We start from the raw sequence: 21,117 nt of genomic DNA, 5'->3' as shown, positions 1-21,117 counted from the left end.
CGCCCCGGGGCCAGGGCCGTCGCGCCCGGGAGGTCCCCCCGCATGCACGTCCGTCGCCGGGCCGGTGTCGTCGCCGTCCTCGCCGCCCTCGCCCTCGCGCTGCCGCTCGGCCCCCTCGGGGTCCCGGCGCACGCGGACACCGCCCCGCTCGCACCCACGGACCCGGCCACGCCGGTGACGGTCAGCGCCGACGCCCTGCCGACCGCGCAGATCAACGGTGTCGCCTGGACGCAGGTCGTCGTCGGCAACACCGTCTACGTCGGCGGGAAGTTCACCTCGGCGCGGCCCGCCGGCTCGCCCGCCGGCACCAACGAGACGCCGCGCTCGAACCTCCTGGCCTACGACCTGACGACCGGCGCCCTGTCGACGACGTTCAAGCCGGCCGTCAACGCGCAGATCCGCAGCATGGCGGCCTCCCCGGACGGCAAGCGGCTCTACATCGCCGGCGACTTCACGAGCGTCGACGGCACGTACAAGGGCCGCATCGCCGCGATCGACCTGGCGACGGGCAAGCTCGTCACCACCTTCACGGGGTCGCTGGGCGGCGCGGCGTACGCGGTCGCCGCCAGCGCGACGCGCGTCTACGTCGGCGGGGCGTTCACCACGGCGGCGAACAAGCCGGGCGGGACCGCCGTCACGCGCAATCGCCTCCTCGCGCTCGACGCGTCGACGGGCGCCGTCTCGACCTTCCGGGCGGACACCGACCAGCCCGTCACGGCCGTCGCCGTCACCGCCGACGGCTCCAAGCTCGTCGTCGGAGGCCGCTTCACCCGGCTGTCGGGCGTCGGCGCGTCCGGCCTCGGCTGGGTCGACGCCGCCACCGGCGCGTCCCGCGCGCTCCCGGCGTCGAGCACGATCCGGACCTCGACGTCGTCGGCGGCCGTCACGCAGCTGTCCGCCGACAGCACGGGCATCTACGGCAGCGCCTACAGCCAGGCCGGCAACGGCGGCACGGGCAACGTCGAGGGCACGTTCCGCCTCGACCCGGCCACGGGGAAGGTCCTCTGGGTCGCCGACTGCTACGGCGACTCCTACGGCATCGCCCGGCTCGGCTCGGCGGTGTACGTCTCCAGCCACTCCCACACCTGCGCGAACATCGGCGGGTTCCCCGAGGAGACGCCGCGCGTGGAGCGCCAGGCCACCGCTTTCTCCGTCGCGGCCACGGGTGTCAACACCGCGATCACCACCGGCCACGGTTCGCACGCGGGGGAGCCGGCACCCTCCTCGCTCGAGTGGTTCCCGACGATGACCAAGGGCACGGCCTCGGGCCAGAACCAGGCGTCGTGGGCCGTCGCCGCGGCCGGCCAGTACGTCGTCTACGCCGGGGAGTTCCTCAGCGTCAACGGCACCCCGCAGCAGGGCCTCGTGCGCTTCGCCGCCTCCGCGGTCGCGCCCGACAAGCTGGGCCCGGTCCTGGCCGCCGCCCCGGTCACGGCGACGGCGACGACGGCGGGCACGGTCCGCGTCGGCGTCACGACGGCCCGGGACCCCGACAACCGCACGCTGACCTACAAGGTCTACCGCGGCTCGTCGACGACGCCCGTGTGGAGCGCGACGATCACCACGCCGTTCTGGAAGCCCGTCACCCGCGTCTTCGACGACAAGGGCCTGACGGCCGGCGGCACCGCGTCGTACAAGGTCGTCGTCAGCGACCCGCAGGGCAACACGAAGACGTCGTCCACGGTGTCCACGACGGTCCGCAGCTCGGGCGCGGCGACGATCTACACCTCGGCGCTCGCGGCCGCGAAACCGACCTTCCACTGGAGCCTGGGCGACACCGGGGCGACGGCGGCCGACTCCTCGCCGGCGGGCGTCACCGGCACCTACTACGGCTCGCCCGCCCGCGGCGTCGCCGGGCTGGTGCAGGGCACGGACGGCAAGGGCGTGGCGCTGAACGGCGACGCGCAGTACGTGGCGTCGTCGGCCGCCCGCACCGCGCCCTCGACGTACTCCGAGGAGCTGTGGTTCTCCAGCACCTCGCGGACGGGCGGCGCGCTCCTCGGCTTCGGATCGAGCGCGACGTCGCTGTCCACGTCGCACGACCGGCACCTCATCCTCGGCGCCGACGGCCGGATCAGCTTCGGGACGTACAGCGGCGGGCGGCAGATCATCTCCAGCGGCCTGCCCTACAACGACGGCCGGCCCCACCACGTGGTCGCCACGCAGTCGTCGGCGGGGCAGCGCCTCTACGTCGACGGCTCGCTCGTCGCGTCCTCCACGGTGACCGGCGCGCAGGCCGGCACGGGCTACTGGCGGGTCGGCGGTGACGCGAGCTGGGACACGCAGCCCTGGGTCACCGGGACCATCGACGAGGTGACGGTCTGGCCGGTGGCGCTCGACGCCGCCGCCGTGGCCCGTCACTACGCGCTCGGCGTGCCGGTGTCCTGACCTCCGGCCTTCCCGCGCCGCTGCACACGGCGCACCCCGCGCACGCCCCCGGGCACCGGACCGACCGGTGACCGGGGGCGTCGTGCACCCCCACAGGTGCGCCACACTGCGCGCATGGCCGCACGCACGCCCTCGCAGACCCCCGGGCCCACCCCGGGCCGCACCCCCGGGGCCGCCCCGGCACCCGCCGCCGGACGCCCCGCGCCGCGCGGGGCCGGCGGCGCCCTCGACCGCTACTTCCGGATCACCGAGCGCGGCTCGACGGTCGCCACGGAGATCCGCGGCGGGCTCGTCACCTTCTTCACGATGAGCTACATCATCGTGCTCAACCCGCTCATCATCGGGACCGTCGCGAGCAGCGGTGGCGAGGGCGCCTTCCTCGGCGGCGGCGACGCCCCGGACCTCCCGGCGGTGGCCGCCGCGACGGCCCTCGTCGCCGGCCTCATGAGCATCCTCATGGGCGTCGTGGGCCGGTTCCCGCTGGCGCTGGCCGCCGGTCTCGGCCTGAACGCCGTGGTGACCTACTCCGTGGCGTTCCTGCCGGGCATGACCTGGCCGGACGCGATGGGCATCGTCGTGCTCGAGGGGCTCATCATCCTCGTGCTGGTGCTCACCGGGTTCCGCGAGGCGGTGTTCCGCGCGGTCCCGGCCGAGCTCAAGGTGGCCATCAGCGTCGGCATCGGCCTGTTCATCGCCTTCATCGGCCTCGTCGACTCCGGGTTCGTCCGCATCCCCGCCAGCCTCGCCACCCCGGTCGAGCTGGGCATCGGCGGCTCGCTCGGGTCCTGGCCGCTGCTCGTGTTCGTCGTGGGGCTGCTCCTGGCCGTCGTGCTCGTCGCGCGCGGCGTCAAGGGCGCCATCCTCATCGCCATCGTCGCCGCCACCGTCCTCGCCCTCGTCGTCGAGGCCGTGGGCCGGATCGGGCCGCGCACCGACGGCACCACCGTCAACCCCGAGGGCTGGGCGCTCAACGTGCCCGCGCTGCCGGACAGCCTCGTCCAGGCGCCGGACTTCTCCCTGCTCGGCCAGTTCTCCCTGTTCGGGTCGGTGGAGAAGATCGGCGTCGTCGCCGTCGTGCTGCTGGTCTTCACGCTCCTGCTGGCGGACTTCTTCGACACGATGGGCACGATGGTCGCGATCGGCGGGGAGGCCGGCCTGCTCGACGAGGAGGGCAACCCGCCGCGGACCCGGCAGATCCTCGTCGTGGACTCCCTCGCGGCCGTCGCGGGCGGCGCCGGCGGCGTCTCGTCGAACACGTCCTACGTCGAGTCCGCCGCGGGCGTCGGGGACGGCGCGCGCACGGGGCTGGCGTCCGTGACCACGGGCATCGCGTTCCTCCTGGCCACGTTCCTGTCGCCGCTCGTCGACGTCGTGCCGTTCGAGGCCGCGACGCCGGCGCTCGTCGTCGTCGGGTTCCTCATGGTCATGCAGGTCTCCGGCATCGACTGGAAGAACCTCGAGGTGGCCGTGCCGGCGTTCCTCACCATCGTGCTCATGCCGTTCGCGTACTCCATCACCGTCGGCATGGGCGCGGGCGTCATCTCCTTCGTCGTCCTCAAGGTCGCGCTCGGCAAGGCCCGCGCCGTCCACCCGCTCATGTGGGTCGTCGCGCTGCTCTTCGCGGCGTACTTCCTGCTGGGGCCGATCCGGGCGTGGGCCGGCATCTAGGCCCGCCCGCCCGCAGCCCTGCCGCAGACCCGTCCGCACCCCCGTCCGGCCGTCACCCGGACGGGTCGCCCTCGTCACACCGGCGCCGCACCGCCGCTGCGTGTGACGAGGGTGACCGGACGAACAGGGACGAAGGGGTCCGGACGCCGGGGGCGTCCCGGTAGCCTCCGGGACGGACGAGGTCCCCGGTCACCCGCCGGACGCCCTCCCGACCCTCATCTCCCGACTGACTGGAGCGAAGCGTGCGGATCTCTGTGATCGGCTGCGGCTACCTCGGCGCCGTCCACGCGGCCTGCATGGCCCAGCTGGGGCACGACGTCATCGGCATCGACGTCGACCCCCGCAAGGTCGAGGCCCTCGAGAACGGGCAGGCCCCCTTCTTCGAGCCCGGCCTGCCGGAGCTGCTGACCTCGGCCCGAGAGACGGGCCGCCTGCACTTCTCGACCGACATGGCGGCCGTCGCCGGCGCCCAGGTGCACTTCCTCTGCGTGGGCACCCCCCAGAAGCAGGGCGAGTTCGCCGCGGACATGAAGTACGTCAACATGGCCTTCGCGGATTTGGTGAAGCACGTGCAGCCGGGCGACGTCGTCGCCGGTAAGTCGACCGTCCCGGTCGGCACCGCGGAGGGCCTGTCCGAGCAGCTGGCCCCCACGGGCGCCGTCCTCGTCTGGAACCCCGAGTTCCTGCGCGAGGGCTTCGCGGTCAAGGACACGCTGTACCCGGACCGCCTGGTCTACGGCCTGCCGACCGACGACGAGGGCGTGCCGACCGCCGAGGGCGAGAAGGCCAAGGCCGCGCTCGACGAGGTCTACGCCCGCACGCTCTCCGAGGGCACCCCGCTCGTCACCACGGACTTCGCCACGGCGCAGCTCGTCAAGGTCGCCGCGAACTCGTTCCTCGCGACGAAGATCTCCTTCATCAACGCGATGGCCGAGCTGTGCGAGGCGACGGGGGCCGACGTCACCCGGCTCGCCGACGCCATCGGCTACGACGCCCGCATCGGTCGCCGCTTCCTCAACGCCGGTCTCGGCTTCGGCGGCGGCTGCCTGCCCAAGGACATCCGCGCCTTCATGGCCCGCGCGGGGGAGCTCGGCGTCGACCAGGCGCTGTCCTTCCTGCGGGAGGTCGACTCCATCAACATGCGCCGCCGCGTGCGCGTGGTGGACCTGGCGCGCGAGGTCTGCGACGGCTCCATCGTCGGGCGCAAGGTCGCCGTGCTCGGTGCGGCGTTCAAGCCGGACTCCGACGACGTCCGCGACTCGCCGGCGCTGTCCGTGGCCGCCCAGATGCAGCTCCAGGGCGCGCACGTGACGGTCACCGACCCCGAGGCCGTCGCCAACGCGCGCGCCAAGTGGCCGGACCTGCACTTCGCCGACTCGGCGGTCGAGGCGGCGCGGGACGCGGACGTCGTCCTGCTCGCCACGGAGTGGGCCGAGTACCGCGAGCTCGACCCGGCCGCGCTGGCCGGCGTCGTCGCGCACCGCCGCATCCTCGACGGGCGCAACGTCCTGGACCCCGCCCGGTGGCGCGCCGCCGGCTGGACCTACCGGGCGCTCGGCCGCCCCTGACGCGCGCGTCGCCCCTGCGCCACGCCCCGTGACGTCCCACCGCCCGCCGCCGGTCCTCCGGCGGCGGGCGGTGCCGTTCCCGGGGCGTGCTGCCGGGGGACCTACCGGCGGCGCGCGCCGGGCAGGTCGACGCGTGCGAGGAGGCGGACGGCCACGGGCGCGAGGAGCGCGCCCACCGCGGCGCCGGCCGTGTTCATGACGACGTCGACGACCGTGGGCACGCGCGTGGGCAGGAACGCCGCCTGGGACAGCTCGACCGCCGACGAGAGCGCCGCACCGGCCAGCACCACGGGCACGACGACGCGCAGGGACGGGCGTCGGGTGGGCGCGGCGGCGTCCGCCTCGGGGGTCGTGCCGCGGGCGGTCCCGGCGCCGCGCCCCGGCAGCAGCAGCGCCGCGAGCAGCAGCCCCCCGGGCACGAACATGACGACGTTGGCGGCGCGCTCGACGCCGTCGTAGGTGACCGGCAGCCCCCAGCCGTCCAGCCGCGCGATGACCGCGCGCACCACGTCGAAGGTGCCCGGCTCGGCCGGGGCCGGCCGCAGCGTCACCCAGGCCACCGCCGCCAGCCAGGCGGCGAGCAGGCCCACGAGCACCGGACGGGTGGAGCGGCCGTCGACCGCGCGACCCCGTGCCCCGCGACGTGCGCCGACCGGGCCACCGGCCGACGCGGCGTCCCGGCCGGCGGACGCGTGCGGCGAGGTCATCCGCCCACGGTACGGACCGGCGGGGCCCCGCAGGCCGCGCTCGCGTGCGTCCCCGGTGGAGATCCTGTGCGGGCCGGTCCTGACCGGAGGTCATGACCGCGGGCAACGACTAGCCTGAGAGCATGACGACGACCTCCCTGGGCGAGCCCCCCGCCCCGGTGGTGCCCGCGACGACCGGCCCCGCGGCGGACGGCCACGCCGGTGACGCGCCCACCCTCGCCCTCGCGGCGGAGGTGCGCGTGGCGCTGTCCCGGGCCGCGCGGCGCCTCAAGGCCGAGCGCGGCGACGCCGACCTGTCCGACCCGCAGTTCAACGTCCTGGCGATCCTCGACCGCGAGGGCCCGATGACACCGGGCCGGCTGGCCGACCTCGAGCACATCGCCGCGCCGGCCATGACGCGCACGGTGTCCTGCCTGGCGGACCTGGGCCTCGTCGCCAAGTCCGGCCACCCGACCGACGGCCGCCAGGTCGTCGTCACCCTGACCGACGCCGGCCGCGCGGAGGTCCGCCAGACGCGCCGCCGGCGCGACGCCTGGCTCGGCGCGCGCCTCGACGCGCTGGAGCCCGAGGAGCGGGACACCCTGGCCCGCGCCGCCGACCTGCTGCGGAGGATCGCCCGTTCGTGAGCAAGACCTTCTCGTCCCTGCGCTACCGCAACTACCGGCTGTGGTTCGCCGGCGCGCTCGTCGCGAACGTCGGCACCTGGATGCAGCGCGTCGCGCAGGACTGGCTGGTGCTGACCGTCCTGTCCGACGAGTCCGGCCTCGCGGTCGGCATCACCACGGCCCTGCAGTTCGGGCCGACGCTGCTGCTGTCGGCGTGGGCGGGGCTGCTGGCCGACAGGCTCGACCGCCGGCGGCTGCTGGCCGCCACGCAGGCGGCGCAGGGCGTGCTGGCGGCGGGGCTCGGGGTGCTCGTGCTCGTCGGGCACGCCGAGCTGTGGCACGTGTACGTGTTCGCCGGGCTGCTCGGCTGCGTGTCGGCGGTGGACGGGCCGGTGCGGCAGACGTTCGTCGCGGAGCTCGTCCCCGAGGGCCAGCTGTCGAACGCCGTGGGCCTCAACAGCGCGTCGTTCAACGCGGCGCGGCTCATCGGGCCCGGTGTCGCCGGCCTGCTCATCGCGGCGATCGGCACGGGCTGGGTGTTCGTGCTCAACGCCGTCACCTTCGCCGCCACGCTCCTGGCGCTGTCGGCGATGCGGACCTCCGAGCTGCGTCCCCTGCCCAGCGCCGGCCGCGCCCGCGGGCAGATCCGGGAGGGCGTGGCCTACGTGCGGGGCCGCTCGGACATCGTCGTCATCATGGTCGTCGTCGGCGTCGTGTCGACCTTCGGCCTGAACTTCCAGCTCACCAGCGCGATGATGGCGCGCACCGAGTTCGGCCTCGGCGCGACGGAGTACGGGCTGGCCGGGACGGTGCTAGCGGTGGGGTCCCTGACCGGCGCCCTGCTGGCAGCGCGGCGCGACCGCCCGCGGGTGCGGCTCGTCATCGGCTCGGCCTTCGCCTTCGGGGTCGCGACCGGGGTCCAGGCGCTCATGCCGACGTTCCTCAGCTACGCGGTGGCGGGCGTCGCGACCGGGCTCGCCTCCCTGACGATGATGACCGCCGCCAACACGACGATCCAGACCGGCACGACGCCCGCCATGCGGGGACGCGTCATGGCGCTCTACATGATGGTGTTCCTCGGCGCGACGCCCATCGGCTCGCCGCTGGTCGGCTGGGTGGGGGAGACCTTCGGCGCGCGGTGGGCCGTGGGCATCGGGTCGGTGACCGCGCTGCTCGTCGCCACGGGTGCCGCCCTCTGGGCGCGGCGCGCCTGGCACGTCGAGGTGCACTACCACGTGCGGTCCCGGCCCCACCTCGAGGTGTCCCACGCCTTCGAGGTGCCGTCCGACGAGGCCGTGCCCGCCGACGAGGCCCGCGCCCGGGTCGGCGCCGGTGAGGCGGGGGCCCGCGCCGCCTGACCGCCGTGGGACCATCGGCGCCGTGAGCGACGCCGGCACCGCAGCGACGACCGGGGACGCCGGGACGGCCGGCCGCGGGGGACCGGGCGGCCCGGTCGGTCCGTCCGGGCCGGCTGATCCGGGCGCGGGGACGGACCCGAGGGGCGCGACCGCCCCCGACGCCGTCCGCCGACGCCGGCGCGGCCGCGTGGTCGCGCTCCTCGTCGTGGTGCTCGTCGTGCTGCTCCTCGCGGCCGGCGCCTGGGTGGCGCGGCAGGCCCTGACCGCCGCGGACGCGCTGCGGGACGCGCGCGGGGACGTGCGGGACCTGCAGGCGGCCGTCGAGGGGCGGGACGTCGCCGCCGCACGGACCGCGGTCGACGCGCTGCAGGCGTCCGCCGCGCGCGCGACCGGTGCCCGCGACGGCGTCTGGCGGGCCGCGGAGCACCTGCCGTGGGCGGGCCGGCAGCTCGCCGCCGTCGGCACCGTCGCCACCGCTCTCGACGACGTGGCCGCCCGGGCGCTGCCGCCCGCGCTGGACGCCGTCGACGCGCTGACCCAGGCGCGCCGGCCCGGCACCACGCGGCTCGTCGACCCGCAGGTCCTCGCGGACGTCGCGCCCGGGCTGCGCGCGGGCGCCGACGTGGCCGCCGCGGCGTCGGGCCGGGTGTCCGCGCTGGCGCCGGACGGCCTCGTCGGTCCGGTGGCGGAGGGCGTCGACGCCGCCGCGCCGGGGCTGGCCACGCTGGCCGCGTCGCTCGGCTCGGCGGCCGACGTCCTGGACCTCCTGCCCGGGCTGCTGGGCGCCGACGGGCCGCGGACGTACCTCGTCGCGTCCGTCAACCCCGCGGAGCTGCGGGCGGGCGGCGGGATCGTCGGCGCCGTGCGTGCCCTCGGGGTGGACGGCGGCGCGCTGCGGGTCGGCGACCAGCTGAGCACGGTCGACCTGCGCCGGACCCCTGAGCCGGTCCTGGAGCTGACCGAGGAGGAGGTCGCGGTGCTCGGCACGGGCCTGGGCACCTTCGTGCAGAACGCGACGGCCACGCCGGACTTCCCGCGCACGGCGGCCCTCGTCGCCGCGCGGTGGCAGGTCGCCCGGCCGGACGACACCGTGGACGGCGTCGTGGCGGCCGACCCCGTGGCCCTCGCGGCGCTGCTCGAGGCGACGGGGCCGCTGCCCCTGCCCGACGGCGGCACGCTCGCCGCCGCCGACGTCACGCGGCTCCTCCTGCGCGACGCCTACCGCCGGTTCCCGGACGGCTCGGGGTCGGACGGGTACTTCGCCGAGGTCACCGCGACCGTGCTGTCCGCGGTCGCGGGCGGCGCGGGGACGGGGGAGGACCTGGCCCGTGCCGTCTGGCGCGCCGTGGCCGACGGGCACCTGAAGGTCTGGTCCGCCGACGCGCAGGAGCAGACGGCGCTCGTGGGCACCGCGGCCGGTGGCGCCTTCCTCAGCGGCGGGCCCGACGAGCGGGCCGCCGCGGGGGTGTTCCTCGAGGACACGACGGGCGGCAAGCTCGACTACTACCTGCGCGCCGACGTGTCGGTGGAGGACCTGCGGTGCGACGCCGCGGAGCCGACCGCCACCGTCCGCGTCGACCTCGCCTACGACCCGGGCGAGGACGTCGCCTCGCTGCCGCCGTACGTCGTCGGGCCGCCCGGCGACCGCGACCCGACGACGGCGCTGCTCACGGTCCGCGCCTACGCCCCGGTCGGCGCCGCGCTGCCGGCGGTCGAGGTGGACGGGGCGACGACGTCGGGGACGCCGCTCACGCACGCGGGACGGGAGGTGCAGGCGGTCGGGCTGTCCTTCGCGCCGGGCGAGCGCCACACCGTGCGGTTCTTCGTGCCCCTGGCGGCGGCGTCGACCGGGGGAGGGCCGGCGGTGTCGTCGTCATCGGGCGGGGCGGACAGGGCCGGCGGGGCAGGCGGGGCGGACGAGACGGTCGCGGCGCCGCTCGCGCTGCAGGTGTGGTCGACGCCGACGCTGACGGGCGACCGGACGTCAGGGGCGACCTGCCCCGGCTGACGGCCGCCGGCCCCGAGCGCAACCGGACGCCGGACGCGAACCGGACGACCCGGACGGGTGCGGCGGACCGGGACATGCGGGGCGATCGGGTGAAACCGCAGGTGGAACGGGCGAATCACCCTGTGGACGGCCGACACGGGCCGCCGCGCGCCTGCAGGGTGGAGGCACGCCCACCCGAACGGAGAGCACCCCATGTCGCCCCTCGCCCGGACCTGCACGACCCTCCTCCTCGCGGCCGCCGCCACGACCGGCGTCGCGTCCGCCGCCGTCGCGGGCCCGTCCCGGCGGGCCTCCCGACGAGCGTGCCGACCTCGCCGGCGGCCTGCGCGCCGGGCGACGGCTACGTGGCGGACCAGCCGTGCCAGATCGCGGCTGTGACGGCGATCGCCTGCGCGCAGGACGGCTCGCAGGACGGCACGCAGGACGGCCTGGGGGACGGCCCTGCGGAGCTCGCGTGGGACGTGCGCCTCCTGGGCGTCGAGGACCCGACGGTCGACGTGACCGTCCGCGGTGAGGACGGCGGAGTGCTGCTGACGCTGGCCGACCAGCCGCTCGTCGCGTCGACGCCGTGGCTGCCGGGTGGCGACGTCGCGTCGCGGACGGTCCTCGTCGAGCTGGCGGCGGGCGGCCTTTCGACGACGGTGGCCACCACCGACCCGGCCGGCACGTGCGTCGGCACCCCCGGGGACCCGGGCGACCCGGCCGACCCCGGCACCCCGATGACCGGCGGCGGCACGACCACCACGACGACCACCACCACGACCACCACGACGACGACCGGCGCGTCCGAACCGACCGGCGGGGTGCGCCAGGTCCGCGCCACGGTGCTGGCCAGCACGGGCGCCCAGGTCGCCGCGGCGGCGCTCGCGGGCGCCGGGCTCGTGGCCGTCGGGACGGCCGCGGTCGTCACCGGCCGTCGTCGCCGGGCGCAGCAGGGCTGACGTCACGCCCCGCGCCGACGTCGTCGGGCGCCGACGGCTACAGGCGCCCCACCACGTGGTCGACGCACGCGGTGAGGGCGCGCACGTCGTCGGGCTCGACGGCGGGGAACATCCCCACCCGGAGCTGGTTGCGGCCGAGGCGGCGGTAGGGGTCGACGTCGACGACCCCGTGCGCGCGCAGGACCGCGAGCACCGTCGCGGCGGGGACGGCCTCGTCGAGGTCGACCGTGCCCACCACGGTCGACCGGTGCGTGGGGTCGGCGACGAAGGGCGCGGCCCACGCGCGCGCGTCCGCCCACCCGTACAGCGCGTCGGCGGACTCGGCCGTGCGCGCCGCGGCCCACGCGAGGCCGCCCTGCGCCAGCAGCCACTCCACCTGCTCGGCCAGCAGCACGAGGGTCGCCACCGCGGGCGTGTTGAGCGTCTGGTCCTGCCGCGAGTTCGCCAGCGCCGTCGTGAACGACAGCGCCTCGGGCACCCACCGGCCGTCGGGGCGGTCGCGCTCGAGCCGCGCGGCCCGCTCCACCGCCGCCGGCGACGCGAGCGCGAGCCACAGCCCGCCGTCGGCGGCGAAGGACTTCTGCGGGGCGAAGTAGTAGACGTCCGTCTGCGCGACGTCGACCGCGAGCCCGCCGGCGCCGGAGGTGGCGTCGACGACGGCGAGCGCGTCCCGCGCGGACGTTCCCGCCGGTCGGACGACCGGCGCCATCGCGCCCGTGGACGTCTCGTTGTGCGGCCAGGCGTAGACGTCGACGCCGTCCTCGGCCTCCGGCACCGCGACGGACCCCGCGGGCGCCGTGCGCACGGACGGCTCGGCGAGGTGCGGGGCGCGGGCGACCGCGGCGGCGAACTTCGCGCCGAACTCCCCGAACGACGCGTGCTGGGACCGGTGCTCGACGAGGCACGCGGCGGCGACCTCCCAGAAGAAGGTGGAGCCGCCGTTGCCGAGCACCACCTCGTAGCCGTCGGGCAGCGCGAAGAGCTCCGCGAGCCCCCGGCGCACCCGGCCGACGAGCCCGCGCACCGGTGCCTGCCGGTGCGAGGTGCCCAGCAGGTGCCGGCCGGCGCCCGCGAGGGCCTCCACCTGCGCGTCGCGCACCTTGGAGGGCCCGGAGCCGAACCGCCCGTCGCGCGGCAGGAGGTCGCGCGGGATGGCGACGTCGGGCACGCGGGAGGGGCCCCGGTCGGGCGCAGGGCTGGGCGCAGGGGTGGGCGCAGAAGTGGGCGCAGGGGTGGGCGCAGAAGTGGGCGCAGAAGTGGGCGCAGCGGAGGGCGCGGGGTCGGGCGCGGTCACCCGGCGAGGATAGGGCGGCCGTTGACTACCCTGCGGGTGGACCTGCGCCCTGACGGCGGTGGCGGACGACGGACGGCCCGGGAGGCGGAACGGTGAGCGACCTGATCGACACCACCGAGATGTACCTCAAGACGATCTACGAGCTGACGGAGGAGGGCCGCACCCCCCTGCGCGCACGGATCGCCGAGCGGCTGGGGCACTCCGGCCCGACGGTGTCGCAGACGGTGGCGCGCATGGAGCGCGACGGGCTCCTCGTCGTCAGCGGGGACCGCCACCTGGAGCTGACGGACGCGGGCCGGCACAAGGCCGTGCAGGTCATGCGCAAGCACCGTCTCGCCGAGCGCCTCCTCACCGACGTCATCGGCCTGGAGTGGGCGTACGTGCACGAGGAGGCGTGCCGCTGGGAGCACGTCATGAGCGAGCGGGTGGAGCGCCGGCTGGCGGCCCTGCTCGACCACCCCCACCACGACCCCTACGGCAACCCGATCCCGGGGCTCGACGAGATCGGCGAGGAGGCGGCGCCGGAGGCCTTCCTCGACGGGGTCGTGCCGCTGTCGGAGTTCGCGCGGCCCGCCGCCGCGGCGGTCGCGGCGCCGGCTCCCCAGCGCGGCGCGGGCACCCTGCGGGGTGCCGCGGTGGGCGCGGGGCGGCGCCCGCTCGTCGTGGGCGCACCCGGGGCGGGCGCGAGCGCGGCGCACGACGAGGCGTCGACGGCCGGGGCCGCCGACGGCCGGCAGGGTGCCGAGGCGGTCGTGGCGCGCATCGCGGAGCCCCTCCAGGTCGACGTCGAGCTGCTGGCGCGGTTCGCCGAGGCCGGGCTCGTGCCCGGCGCCCGGGTGCACGTGCGGCACGTCGACGGCTACGTCGAGGTGACGGTGGCCGGGGCGTCCGGCGACGACGCCGGCACGCCGGGTGCGTGCGAGGTGCTCGAGCTCGACGACGAGGTCGCGCGGCACGTCTTCGTCGGCTCCCGCACGGCCTGACGCACGGCCTGGCCCACGCCCGGCGCACGGCGTGACGCGCGGCCTGGCGCGGCGTCCCGCACCGCCCGTCCCGGCGTCCCCCGGTCGGCCGCCCGCCGACGCGCCGACGGCGTTGTGACCCTGCTCACGACCGCCGCTCGTCGTCGCAGGTCACGGCGACCGGTCCGCCGCGCCCGGCGACGCCGCCCGTCCGGCGCCCGAACACGTCGTGACCGGAACGTGACTTCCGCGTCCGCGCTCGGGTACCGTCGTCCCGCCTCGGGAACCCTCCTCCCGGAGCCCGTGACCGGCATGCCGAGCCCTGCCACCGGTCGTGGAACGGACCGAACCCTTGGCAGGGACGGGGGAACCACCACCGGGCGTCCACGGACGTCCTCGGGGTGAAGCCGGTGCAGCGGTCAGTCCGCGGCCCCGGCCGGGTGCACTCCCACCCGAACCCGACAGCTCACCTCGCAGGCATCCAGGAGAGGCTTTCGCGTGTCCGTGAGCACCACCCGCGCCCGTCACCGGGCCGCGCGTCGTCCGTCGACGCCCCTGTCCGAGCTCGCCACCGTCGCCACCGGGCAGATGAGCACCGTCGGCAAGCGCACCGCCGTCGTGGCGGCGTCGTCCGCCCTCGTCGTCAGCACCCTGGCGGCCCCCGCGGTCGCCGCGGCGCCCGCCTCCGGGGACGCCCCCGCCCTCGGCGCGGTCGACACGGACGTCCTGACCGCGTCCGCGCGGGCCGTGCTCGCCGCCGCCCCGGTCGTCACGGCGCCGCAGGAGGCGACGTGGACGTTCGACGCGCCGGCCCTGACCGCCGTCGCCCCGCCGCCCCCGCCGGAGCCGGAGCCCGAGCCGGAGCCCGTCGTCGAGCGCGCCAGCTCGACGTCGCGGTCGGCCGCCCGCGCCGCCGCGGCCGCCACGGAGAGCGCCGCCGCGAGCACCGAGGCCGCCGCCGCGGAGGCCGCCCCCGTGGAGGCCGCCGCCGCTGCTGTCCCCGCCGCCGCCGCGGGCTCCTCGGTCATCGAGATCGCCGCGCAGTACGTGGGCGTGCCCTACGTCTACGGCGGCACGACGCCCGCCGGCTTCGACTGCTCGGGCTTCATCGGCTACGTGTACGCCCAGCTCGGCATCTCGCTTCCGCGCACGTCGTCGGGCATCAGGTCGGTCGGGACGGTCGTCTCGGCGGCCGAGGCGCAGCCGGGCGACCTCATCTGGAGCCCGGGCCACATCTCCATCTACGCCGGTGGCGGCCAGCAGATCGACGCGCCGCGCCCCGGCAAGACGATCCAGTTCCGGTCCATCTGGCAGAGCTCGCCCGTGTACCTCCGGATCGGCTGAGCACACCCGCCGGCACACCTGCTGAGCACACCGTCGCTGCACCGCCGCTGAGCCGCCGCGACGCGCACCACACCCACAGGGCCCCGACGACCACCGGTCGCCGGGGCCCTGTGGCATACCCTGACCTCGCACCACCGCACCACGCCGCGGCGGACGGGTCCCGGTCGCCGCGACGGCACCACGTTGTTGCCCTACCGAGGCGGCCGGCACCCAGCCGGTCCGCGCACCGAGGTCAGGAGTGCCGCCGTGCAAGTGTCCGCGACCCCCCGGGTGCTCCTGCTCAACGCGAGCATGGAACCCCTCTGCATCGTGTCCGTGCACCGCGCGGTGGTGCTCCTCATGAGCGGCAAGGCCGCGGTGGTGGAGGAGGGTGGCGTGCTGCACGCCGAGCACCTCAGCCTGCCGCTGCCCGTGGTGCTGTCCCTCACGCGGTACGTGCACGTGCCGGTGCGCCGCTCGGTGCCCCCGACGCGGCGCACCGTGCTGCAGCGCGACGGCCACCGCTGCGCCTACTGCGGGGGCGTCGCCGACACCGTCGACCACGTGCTCCCGCGCTCCCGCGGGGGTCGGCACGAGTGGGGCAACGTCGTCGCCGCCTGCATGCGCTGCAACCACCGCAAGGCGGACCGGCTGCTGCACGAGATCGGGTGGAGCCTGCTCTTCACCCCGCACGCGCCGCGCTGGTCGCTCGCCTTCGGCCAGGCGGCGGCCCGCGCGGAACCCGCCTGGTCCCCCTACCTCGCCGCCTAGGGCCTTCCGTCCCTGGGCAACCGGCCCTCCACACGGCACACTGGGACTGCCGGCGCGTCCGGCGGGCTGCGACGGGGCGGCCGGAACGGACCGGTGCGCCGTCGCCCGAGGGTGGAGGTGTGCCATGGGTCGCGACAGCACGGTGCTCGTGGGCGTCGACGGGTCGGCGCCGAGCAGGCGCGCCCTGGGGTGGGCGGTGCAGCAGGCCCACCGCCACGGCTGGAGCCTGCGGCTGGTCTGCACGTACGCGCTGCCGTCGTTCGCGACGGCGGCGCTCGACGGCGGGTACGCCTACGTCGACGACAGCGCGATCCGCGACGGCGCCCGGGCCGTCCTCGACGAGGCGCTGGCGCACGTGGGCGACGAAGGGCTCGAGGTCACCGGCGAGCTCGCCACGGGCGACGCCGCCGGCGTCCTCGTCGGGCTGAGCAAGGAGGTCGCACTCACCGTCGTCGGGACGCGCGGCCGCGGCGGGTTCGCCGACCGGCTGCTCGGCACGGTGTCGTCGGCCCTGCCGGCGCACGCGCACGCGCCGACCGTCGTCGTGCCCCTGCGCGGGGAGGTGCCGCGCGAGCCGGAGGACGCGGTCGGCGGGCTGTTCGGGCCGACCGCCCCGGGCCCGGCCCCCGTGCGGACCCCGACGACGACCCCGGCGCCCACGGTCGGCACCGCGGGGACGCTCCGGCCGACGTCCGGCGCGACGCCGGTCGTCGACGAGCCGTCGGCCCCGCTCGGCGCCGGTCCGGCGGCCGCCGGGGCGTCGGCGCTGGCCGGCTTCTCCGTGCCGTGGTCGGACGGCCGGAGCGCCGCCGCGAGCGCGCTGCGGCCGGTGCGCTCGGTCGTGGTCGGCGTCGACGGGTCCCGGCAGGCCGAGCGGGCGCTGCGGTACGCCGCGCGCGAGGCGGAGGTGTGGGGCGCGCAGCTCACGGCCGTGGCGGCGGTGCCGCTGGCCGCCGCCAACGGCGTGCTCGCCTGGCTGCCCGCGGTCGTGGACCAGGAGCAGATCCTCGCGGACAGCCGAGCGCAGCTCGACGCGGTCGTCGACCGGGTGCTGGGCGACCGGCCCGGCCTCGCGGTGCGGCGCATCGTCCTGGACGGCACGGGCGCCCAGCTCCTCACGGAGTTCTCCACCGCGACGGACCTCGTCGTCGTGGGCTCCCGCGGGCGCGGCGGCTTCCGCGGCCTGCTGCTCGGCTCGACGAGCCAGGCCGTCCTGCACCACGCCCGCTGCCCCGTCATGGTCGTCACGGACCGGTCGGACGACGTCCCGCCGTTCTGACGGGCGCCGTCCCCGACCGGTCGGCCCGGCGGCGAACCCGACGAGCCGGCCGACCCACGAGCCGGCCGTCGGGCCGGGCCGTCAGGCCGTGCGGATCTCCAGCGTGCAGCACTTCGCGCCGCCGCCGCCCTTGAGCAGCTCGGTGGTGTCGACCGGGATCGGCCGGTAGCCGCGCTCGCGCAGCGCCTCCGCGAGGTCGACCGCCGCCGGGGCGACGACGACGTTCTCCCCGTCGGACACGGCGTTGAGCCCCAGGCCGGCGGCGTCGCGGGACGTCGCCAGCAGCGCGTCGGGGAACCGCCGCTCGAGCTCTGCGCGCGAGGCGTCGGAGAAGGCCGGCGGGTAGTAGGCGACCTGCGGGTCGGCGGGGTCGCTCGAGAGCACGGTCAGCGCGGTGTCGAGGTGGTAGAAGCTCGGGTCGACGAGCTCCATGGGCACGACCTCGATGCCGAGGACGCGGGCCGCCTCGTCGTGCGCCGCGCGGTCGGTGCGGAAGCCGGTGCCGGCCAGCAGCACGTCCCCGACGACGAGCATGTCGCCCTCGCCCTCGTTGACCTCCTCCGCGGTGTGCGTGACGAAGCCGGCGTCGGCGAACCACTTCTCGTACGCGGGACCCTCGGGGCCGCGCTGCGGGTAGCGGAACCGCGCCGAGTACACGACGCCCCCGTAGACGGTCGCGCCGTTGGCCGCGTAGACCATGTCGGGCAGGCCCTCGAGCGGCTCGATCGTCTCCACGGCGTGGCCGAGCTCGAGGTACACGTCCCGCAGCCGCCGCCACTGGTCGACGGCCCGCTGGGTGTCGGTCGCCCGGGTCGGGTCCATCCACGGGTTGATCTCGTAGGAGACGGTGTAGTGGGTCGGCTCGCACATGAGGTACCGGCGGGGGGTGGCGCCGGGCGCGCTGCGGGGCATGGGGCTCCTCGGTCGGGGGGTGGCCCCACGGTACGACGGGCGTCAGCGTCCGCGCGGAAGGCCGCGGTGCCCGACGAGCCACGTCTCCGCGCGGGCCAGCGCGAACCGCAGCATCGCGTCCAGCGCGGGCCGCAGCAGCGGACCCGTCACCGCCGGCGGCAGCGGACCGGCGAGCCAGACCTGCTCCGTCCACGTCGCCCGGCAGCGCTCCTGGCCGTCGATCGTCGCGGCGGGCACGACCTCGATGTCGGCCGTGCCGAGCAGGATCGGCCCCAGCTTCGTGAAGCTCGCGCGCCCGCCGGACCCGTCCGTCGGCGGGTCCCACGCGTCGATCCGCATGGTGTCCACCAGGCCCCAGCCGCGGGAGGCCCCGGGCCCGGAGACGGCGCGGATCTGCCCGCCCAGCCCGGGCTCGTCGCCCGTGACGACCGTCAGCGGGATGAGCCGGTCGTGGTGGCGGCCGTCGGCCAGCAGCTCCCAGGCGTCCGCCACGGGGACGGGCAGGAACCGGCTCCGGCGCACGGGGGCGGGCAGGGGCGTCGTGGGCTCGTCGGGCACGCGCCGAGCCTAGGCACGGCGCCCTGGCCCGGCGACCGGGACGAGCACCCGGACGGACGCCGCGGACGGACGTGCGCGAGGGCTCGTCGGCTGGGTTAGCGTCGCCGCCATGTCGACGACGATGGAGAGCAGGACGCTGGGCCGGACCGGACGGTCGGTCGGCGTGGTGGGGCTGGGCTGCTGGCAGCTCGGCGCGGACTGGGGCGAGGTGACGGAGGAGACCGCGCACGGGGTGCTCGCGGCGGCGGTCGACGCCGGCGTGACGTTCCTCGACACGGCGGACGTGTACGGCGACGGGCGCTCGGAGCGGCTCGTCGGCGCGTTCGTCGCGGAGCGGGCCCGCGAGCGCGGCGGGGACGCCGGGCTCACGGTGGCGACGAAGATGGGCCGGCGTGCGGACCCGCACGTGGCGGAGGCCTACACGCTCGACGCCTTCCGTGCGTGGACGGACCGGTCGCGGGAGAACCTCGGCGTGGACACCCTCGACCTCGTGCAGCTGCACTGCCCGCCGACGGCCGTGCTGAGCACCGACGCCGTGTACGACGCGCTGGACACCCTCGTCGAGGAGGGGCGCACCGCCGCCTACGGCGTCTCGGTGGAGACCGTCGACGAGGCGATGGCGGCCATCGCCCGCCCGCACGTGGCCTCCGTGCAGATCATCCTCAACGTGTTCCGGCGCAAGCCGCTGGAGCAGGTGCTGCCGGCGGCGGCGGAGGCGGGCGTGGGCATCATCGCGCGCGTGCCCCTGGCCAGCGGCCTCCTGTCGGGCAAGTACGACGAGACGACGACCTTCGCGGCGGACGACCACCGCACCTACAACCGCCGCGGCGAGGCCTTCGACGTGGGTGAGACGTTCTCGGGCGTGCCGTTCGAGGTCGGCGTGGAGGCGGCGCGGGAGGTCGCGTCGCTGACGCCGGCGGGCGCGACCACGGCGGCGCTCGCGCTGCGCTGGATCGTCGACCAGCCGGGCGTGAGCACGGTCATCCCCGGCGCCCGCACCCCGGACCAGGCCCGGGCCAACGCGGCCGCGGCCGCCCTGGCGCCGCTGGACGCCGCGACGCTCGACGCGCTCCGCGACGTCTACGACCGCAGCATCCGGGAGCACGTGCACGACCGCTGGTGACGGCCCGGCGGCGCCCGGGCGGGGGCGACCCCGCCCGGGCGCCGCGTCGGTCAGCGGCCGTCGCGGTCCCGCAGCCGCGAGAGCAGCCCGCGCACGCCGCCGTCCCGCTCGTCCGACGGAGGCGTCGCGAGCGGTGAGGGTCGCTGCACGGGCGTCGCGTCGTCGGCGCCGCCGCCCAGCCGGCGCGCGGTGGAGGTGGGCACCACCTCCAGCACCGTCGGGAAGCGGGCCGGCGGCGGGCCGAAGGCGGCGCGTGCCCCCTCGACGACCGTCCTCCCCAGGGCTCGGGCCCCGGCGACACCGACCGCCGCGCCCACGCCGAACGGCACGAGCCGCCCCAGCACGAGCCCGCCCTGCTTGGCCGCCTGGCGCTTGATCAGCCGCTTCGCGAGTCGCGTGTTGACGTTGCGGACCGTGGACGCCGGCATGCGGGTGAGGAGCTGCCGGGCGGCCTTGGCCCCGCCGACGCCGAGCGCGTCCCCGACGGTGCTCGCGCCCTCCTCGCCCAGGACGGTCGTGAGCAGCAGCGCGCGCCGGCGGTCCTTGTCCTCGACGCCGATGCCGTGCACGCTCGCGACCGCGAGGCTGAAGGCGGCCGACGCGGCGAGGAACGTCCCCACGTCACCCACGGTCAGCGCCATGGCGGTGCCCGTGCCGACGCCTGGCACCGCGGCGGCGGCGCCGACGGCACCGCCCGCGCCCTGCACGAGGAGCAGGTACTCCTTCTCCAGCAGCTCGACGACGCGCGCCGGGTCCGCCTCGGGGTTGCGCCGTCGCAGCGCCGCCACGTGCGCGTCGATCCGGGCCGAGGGGATCTCGACGGCCTTGTCCAGCGCCTGGTCCAGCAAGCTCATGCCGCGATCGTCGCACGCGGGCCCGACGCCCGCCGGGGCGGGCGCCGCCGTCGCGACCGAGCGCTCGGAGGTGCGGACGAGCCCTCGGGCGTGCTGGCGGCGCTCAGGAGTGCGGCGGGACCGCGTCGACGACCTCGAGGTCGACGCGCGCGCCCTGGTCGAGCGTGCGCCCGACCGTGCAGTGCTCGTCGATCGACCGCTGGACCACCTGCAGGAGGCGGGCCCGGGCGGCCTCGTCGAGCCCGGACAGGTCCACGACGAGCCGTTCGGACAGGGCCGGGTAGCGGTCCTCGGCCTCGTCCGTCGGGCCGGAGACGCGGATGGTGACGTCGACGTCGTCGCCCAGGCGGCGGGAGAGCGCGAAGTCCGACGCGAGCCCGGAGCACGAGGCGAGGGCGATCTTCATGAGCTCGCCCGGGGAGAAGGCCCCGGGGGTGCCGACCGACGCGATGGAGACCTCCGCGCCGCGGCTGTTGCGGCCGGTGTAGGCGCGGGTCCCGGTGCGCTCGACCCACAGGGCGGTGCTCTCGGCGTTGCCCGGGTCGCGCGTGAGGTCTTGCACGTCCACGTCCTGCACGTCCACGTCCTGCACGTCCACGTCCTGCACGTCCACGTCCTGCACGTCCACGTCCTGCCCGTCCTGGTCCTGCACGTCCTGCGTCGCGGCGTCCTGGCTCATGCCGGCCATCGTCCCACCACGCGGGGCGGCGGGGGAGAGGTGCCCGCGACGAGGTGCCCGGGGTGCGGGTCCCGGCACGCGCGCCCATGCTGGACGGGCAGGCGTGCAGACCTCGCGCC

18 protein-coding genes and 1 riboswitch are annotated in these 21,117 nt (G+C 76.6%); of the genes, 12 read left to right on the top strand and 6 right to left on the bottom strand.

Translation table 11 applies throughout. The annotated features are described in order from the left end of the window. The first annotated feature begins 42 nt into the window (after positions 1-42). From BM048_RS16440 to BM048_RS16430, 3 genes are all read left to right on the top strand, one after another. Positions 43-2,388, top strand: coding sequence for a LamG domain-containing protein (locus BM048_RS16440; protein WP_090034769.1), 2,346 nt, complete (start codon positions 43-45; stop codon positions 2,386-2,388). 114 nt (positions 2,389-2,502) lie between these two features. Further along, complete coding sequence (locus BM048_RS16435) at positions 2,503-4,056, top strand: NCS2 family permease (protein WP_090034767.1); 1,554 nt, start codon at positions 2,503-2,505, stop codon at positions 4,054-4,056. Positions 4,057-4,298: 242 nt separating this feature from the next. Further along, positions 4,299-5,624, top strand: coding sequence for a UDP-glucose dehydrogenase family protein (locus tag BM048_RS16430; protein WP_090034764.1), 1,326 nt, complete (start codon positions 4,299-4,301; stop codon positions 5,622-5,624). A gap of 101 nt (positions 5,625-5,725) precedes the next feature. Here the strand turns inward: BM048_RS16430 and BM048_RS16425 are convergent, their stop codons facing one another. Further along, entirely contained in the window at positions 5,726-6,331 is a 606-nt protein-coding gene (locus BM048_RS16425) for a VanZ family protein (protein ID WP_090034761.1), read from the bottom strand. Between the two features lie 122 nt (positions 6,332-6,453). On the opposite strand from BM048_RS16425, the gene BM048_RS16420 reads away from it, so the two are divergent. From BM048_RS16420 to BM048_RS16405, 4 genes are all read left to right on the top strand, one after another. Further along, positions 6,454-6,957, top strand: a complete 504-nt coding sequence (locus BM048_RS16420; RefSeq protein WP_090034757.1) for a MarR family winged helix-turn-helix transcriptional regulator — start codon at positions 6,454-6,456, stop codon at positions 6,955-6,957. Then, entirely contained in the window at positions 6,954-8,294 is a 1,341-nt protein-coding gene (locus BM048_RS16415; RefSeq protein WP_090034755.1) for an MFS transporter, read from the top strand. Before BM048_RS16420 ends, BM048_RS16415 begins: the two co-directional genes overlap by 4 nt. 22 nt (positions 8,295-8,316) lie before the next feature. Then, positions 8,317-10,302, top strand: a complete 1,986-nt coding sequence (locus tag BM048_RS16410; RefSeq protein ID WP_139224512.1) for a DUF4012 domain-containing protein — start codon at positions 8,317-8,319, stop codon at positions 10,300-10,302. Between the two features lie 302 nt (positions 10,303-10,604). After that, positions 10,605-11,243: an LPXTG cell wall anchor domain-containing protein gene (locus tag BM048_RS16405; protein ID WP_090034750.1), complete on the top strand. Its 639-nt coding sequence runs from the start codon at positions 10,605-10,607 to the stop codon at positions 11,241-11,243. 37 nt (positions 11,244-11,280) lie between these two features. Here the strand turns inward: BM048_RS16405 and serC are convergent, their stop codons facing one another. Further along, positions 11,281-12,411, bottom strand: a complete 1,131-nt coding sequence (serC, locus tag BM048_RS16400; RefSeq protein WP_090034747.1) for a phosphoserine transaminase — start codon at positions 12,409-12,411, stop codon at positions 11,281-11,283. A 218-nt stretch (positions 12,412-12,629) separates the two neighbouring features. On the opposite strand from serC, the gene BM048_RS16395 reads away from it, so the two are divergent. The 4 genes from BM048_RS16395 to BM048_RS16380 all read left to right on the top strand — a co-directional run bounded on the left by BM048_RS16395 (position 12,630) and on the right by BM048_RS16380 (position 16,872). Continuing rightward, entirely contained in the window at positions 12,630-13,520 is an 891-nt protein-coding gene (locus tag BM048_RS16395; protein ID WP_090034744.1) for a metal-dependent transcriptional regulator, read from the top strand. A gap of 311 nt (positions 13,521-13,831) precedes the next feature. Beyond that, positions 13,832-13,994: riboswitch (cyclic di-AMP (ydaO/yuaA leader) on the top strand. Between the two features lie 3 nt (positions 13,995-13,997). After that, a complete protein-coding gene (locus BM048_RS16390; RefSeq protein WP_090034742.1) occupies positions 13,998-14,843 on the top strand; it encodes a C40 family peptidase in 846 nt (281 codons plus the stop codon). Positions 14,844-15,134: 291 nt separating this feature from the next. Then, positions 15,135-15,593: an HNH endonuclease gene (locus BM048_RS16385; protein ID WP_090034811.1), complete on the top strand. Its 459-nt coding sequence runs from the start codon at positions 15,135-15,137 to the stop codon at positions 15,591-15,593. Between the two features lie 124 nt (positions 15,594-15,717). Further along, positions 15,718-16,872 carry a universal stress protein gene (locus tag BM048_RS16380; RefSeq protein WP_090034739.1) on the top strand — a complete coding sequence of 385 codons (1,155 nt, stop codon included), beginning with the start codon at positions 15,718-15,720 and terminating at the stop codon, positions 16,870-16,872. A gap of 81 nt (positions 16,873-16,953) precedes the next feature. Here the strand turns inward: BM048_RS16380 and ddaH are convergent, their stop codons facing one another. Both ddaH and BM048_RS16370 read right to left on the bottom strand, forming a co-directional pair. After that, positions 16,954-17,784: a dimethylargininase gene (ddaH, locus tag BM048_RS16375; RefSeq protein ID WP_090034738.1), complete on the bottom strand. Its 831-nt coding sequence runs from the start codon at positions 17,782-17,784 to the stop codon at positions 16,954-16,956. Positions 17,785-17,826: 42 nt separating this feature from the next. Next, positions 17,827-18,342, bottom strand: coding sequence for an SRPBCC family protein (locus BM048_RS16370; protein ID WP_090034735.1), 516 nt, complete (start codon positions 18,340-18,342; stop codon positions 17,827-17,829). A 121-nt stretch (positions 18,343-18,463) separates the two neighbouring features. On the opposite strand from BM048_RS16370, the gene BM048_RS16365 reads away from it, so the two are divergent. Beyond that, positions 18,464-19,465: an aldo/keto reductase gene (locus BM048_RS16365; protein ID WP_090034733.1), complete on the top strand. Its 1,002-nt coding sequence runs from the start codon at positions 18,464-18,466 to the stop codon at positions 19,463-19,465. Between the two features lie 50 nt (positions 19,466-19,515). Here the strand turns inward: BM048_RS16365 and BM048_RS16360 are convergent, their stop codons facing one another. Continuing rightward, entirely contained in the window at positions 19,516-20,319 is an 804-nt protein-coding gene (locus BM048_RS16360; RefSeq protein ID WP_175499598.1) for a hypothetical protein, read from the bottom strand. Between the two features lie 103 nt (positions 20,320-20,422). After that, the gene (locus BM048_RS16355; RefSeq protein ID WP_139224511.1) at positions 20,423-20,998 is read right to left on the bottom strand and encodes an OsmC family protein; all 576 of its coding nucleotides are present in this window, start codon (positions 20,996-20,998) and stop codon (positions 20,423-20,425) included. Positions 20,999-21,117 lie beyond the last annotated feature (119 nt).

This window comes from Cellulomonas marina (genome assembly GCF_900111925.1).
Lineage (GTDB): Bacteria > Actinomycetota > Actinomycetes > Actinomycetales > Cellulomonadaceae > Cellulomonas > Cellulomonas marina.
This window is presented reverse-complemented; position numbering and strand designations above follow the sequence as displayed.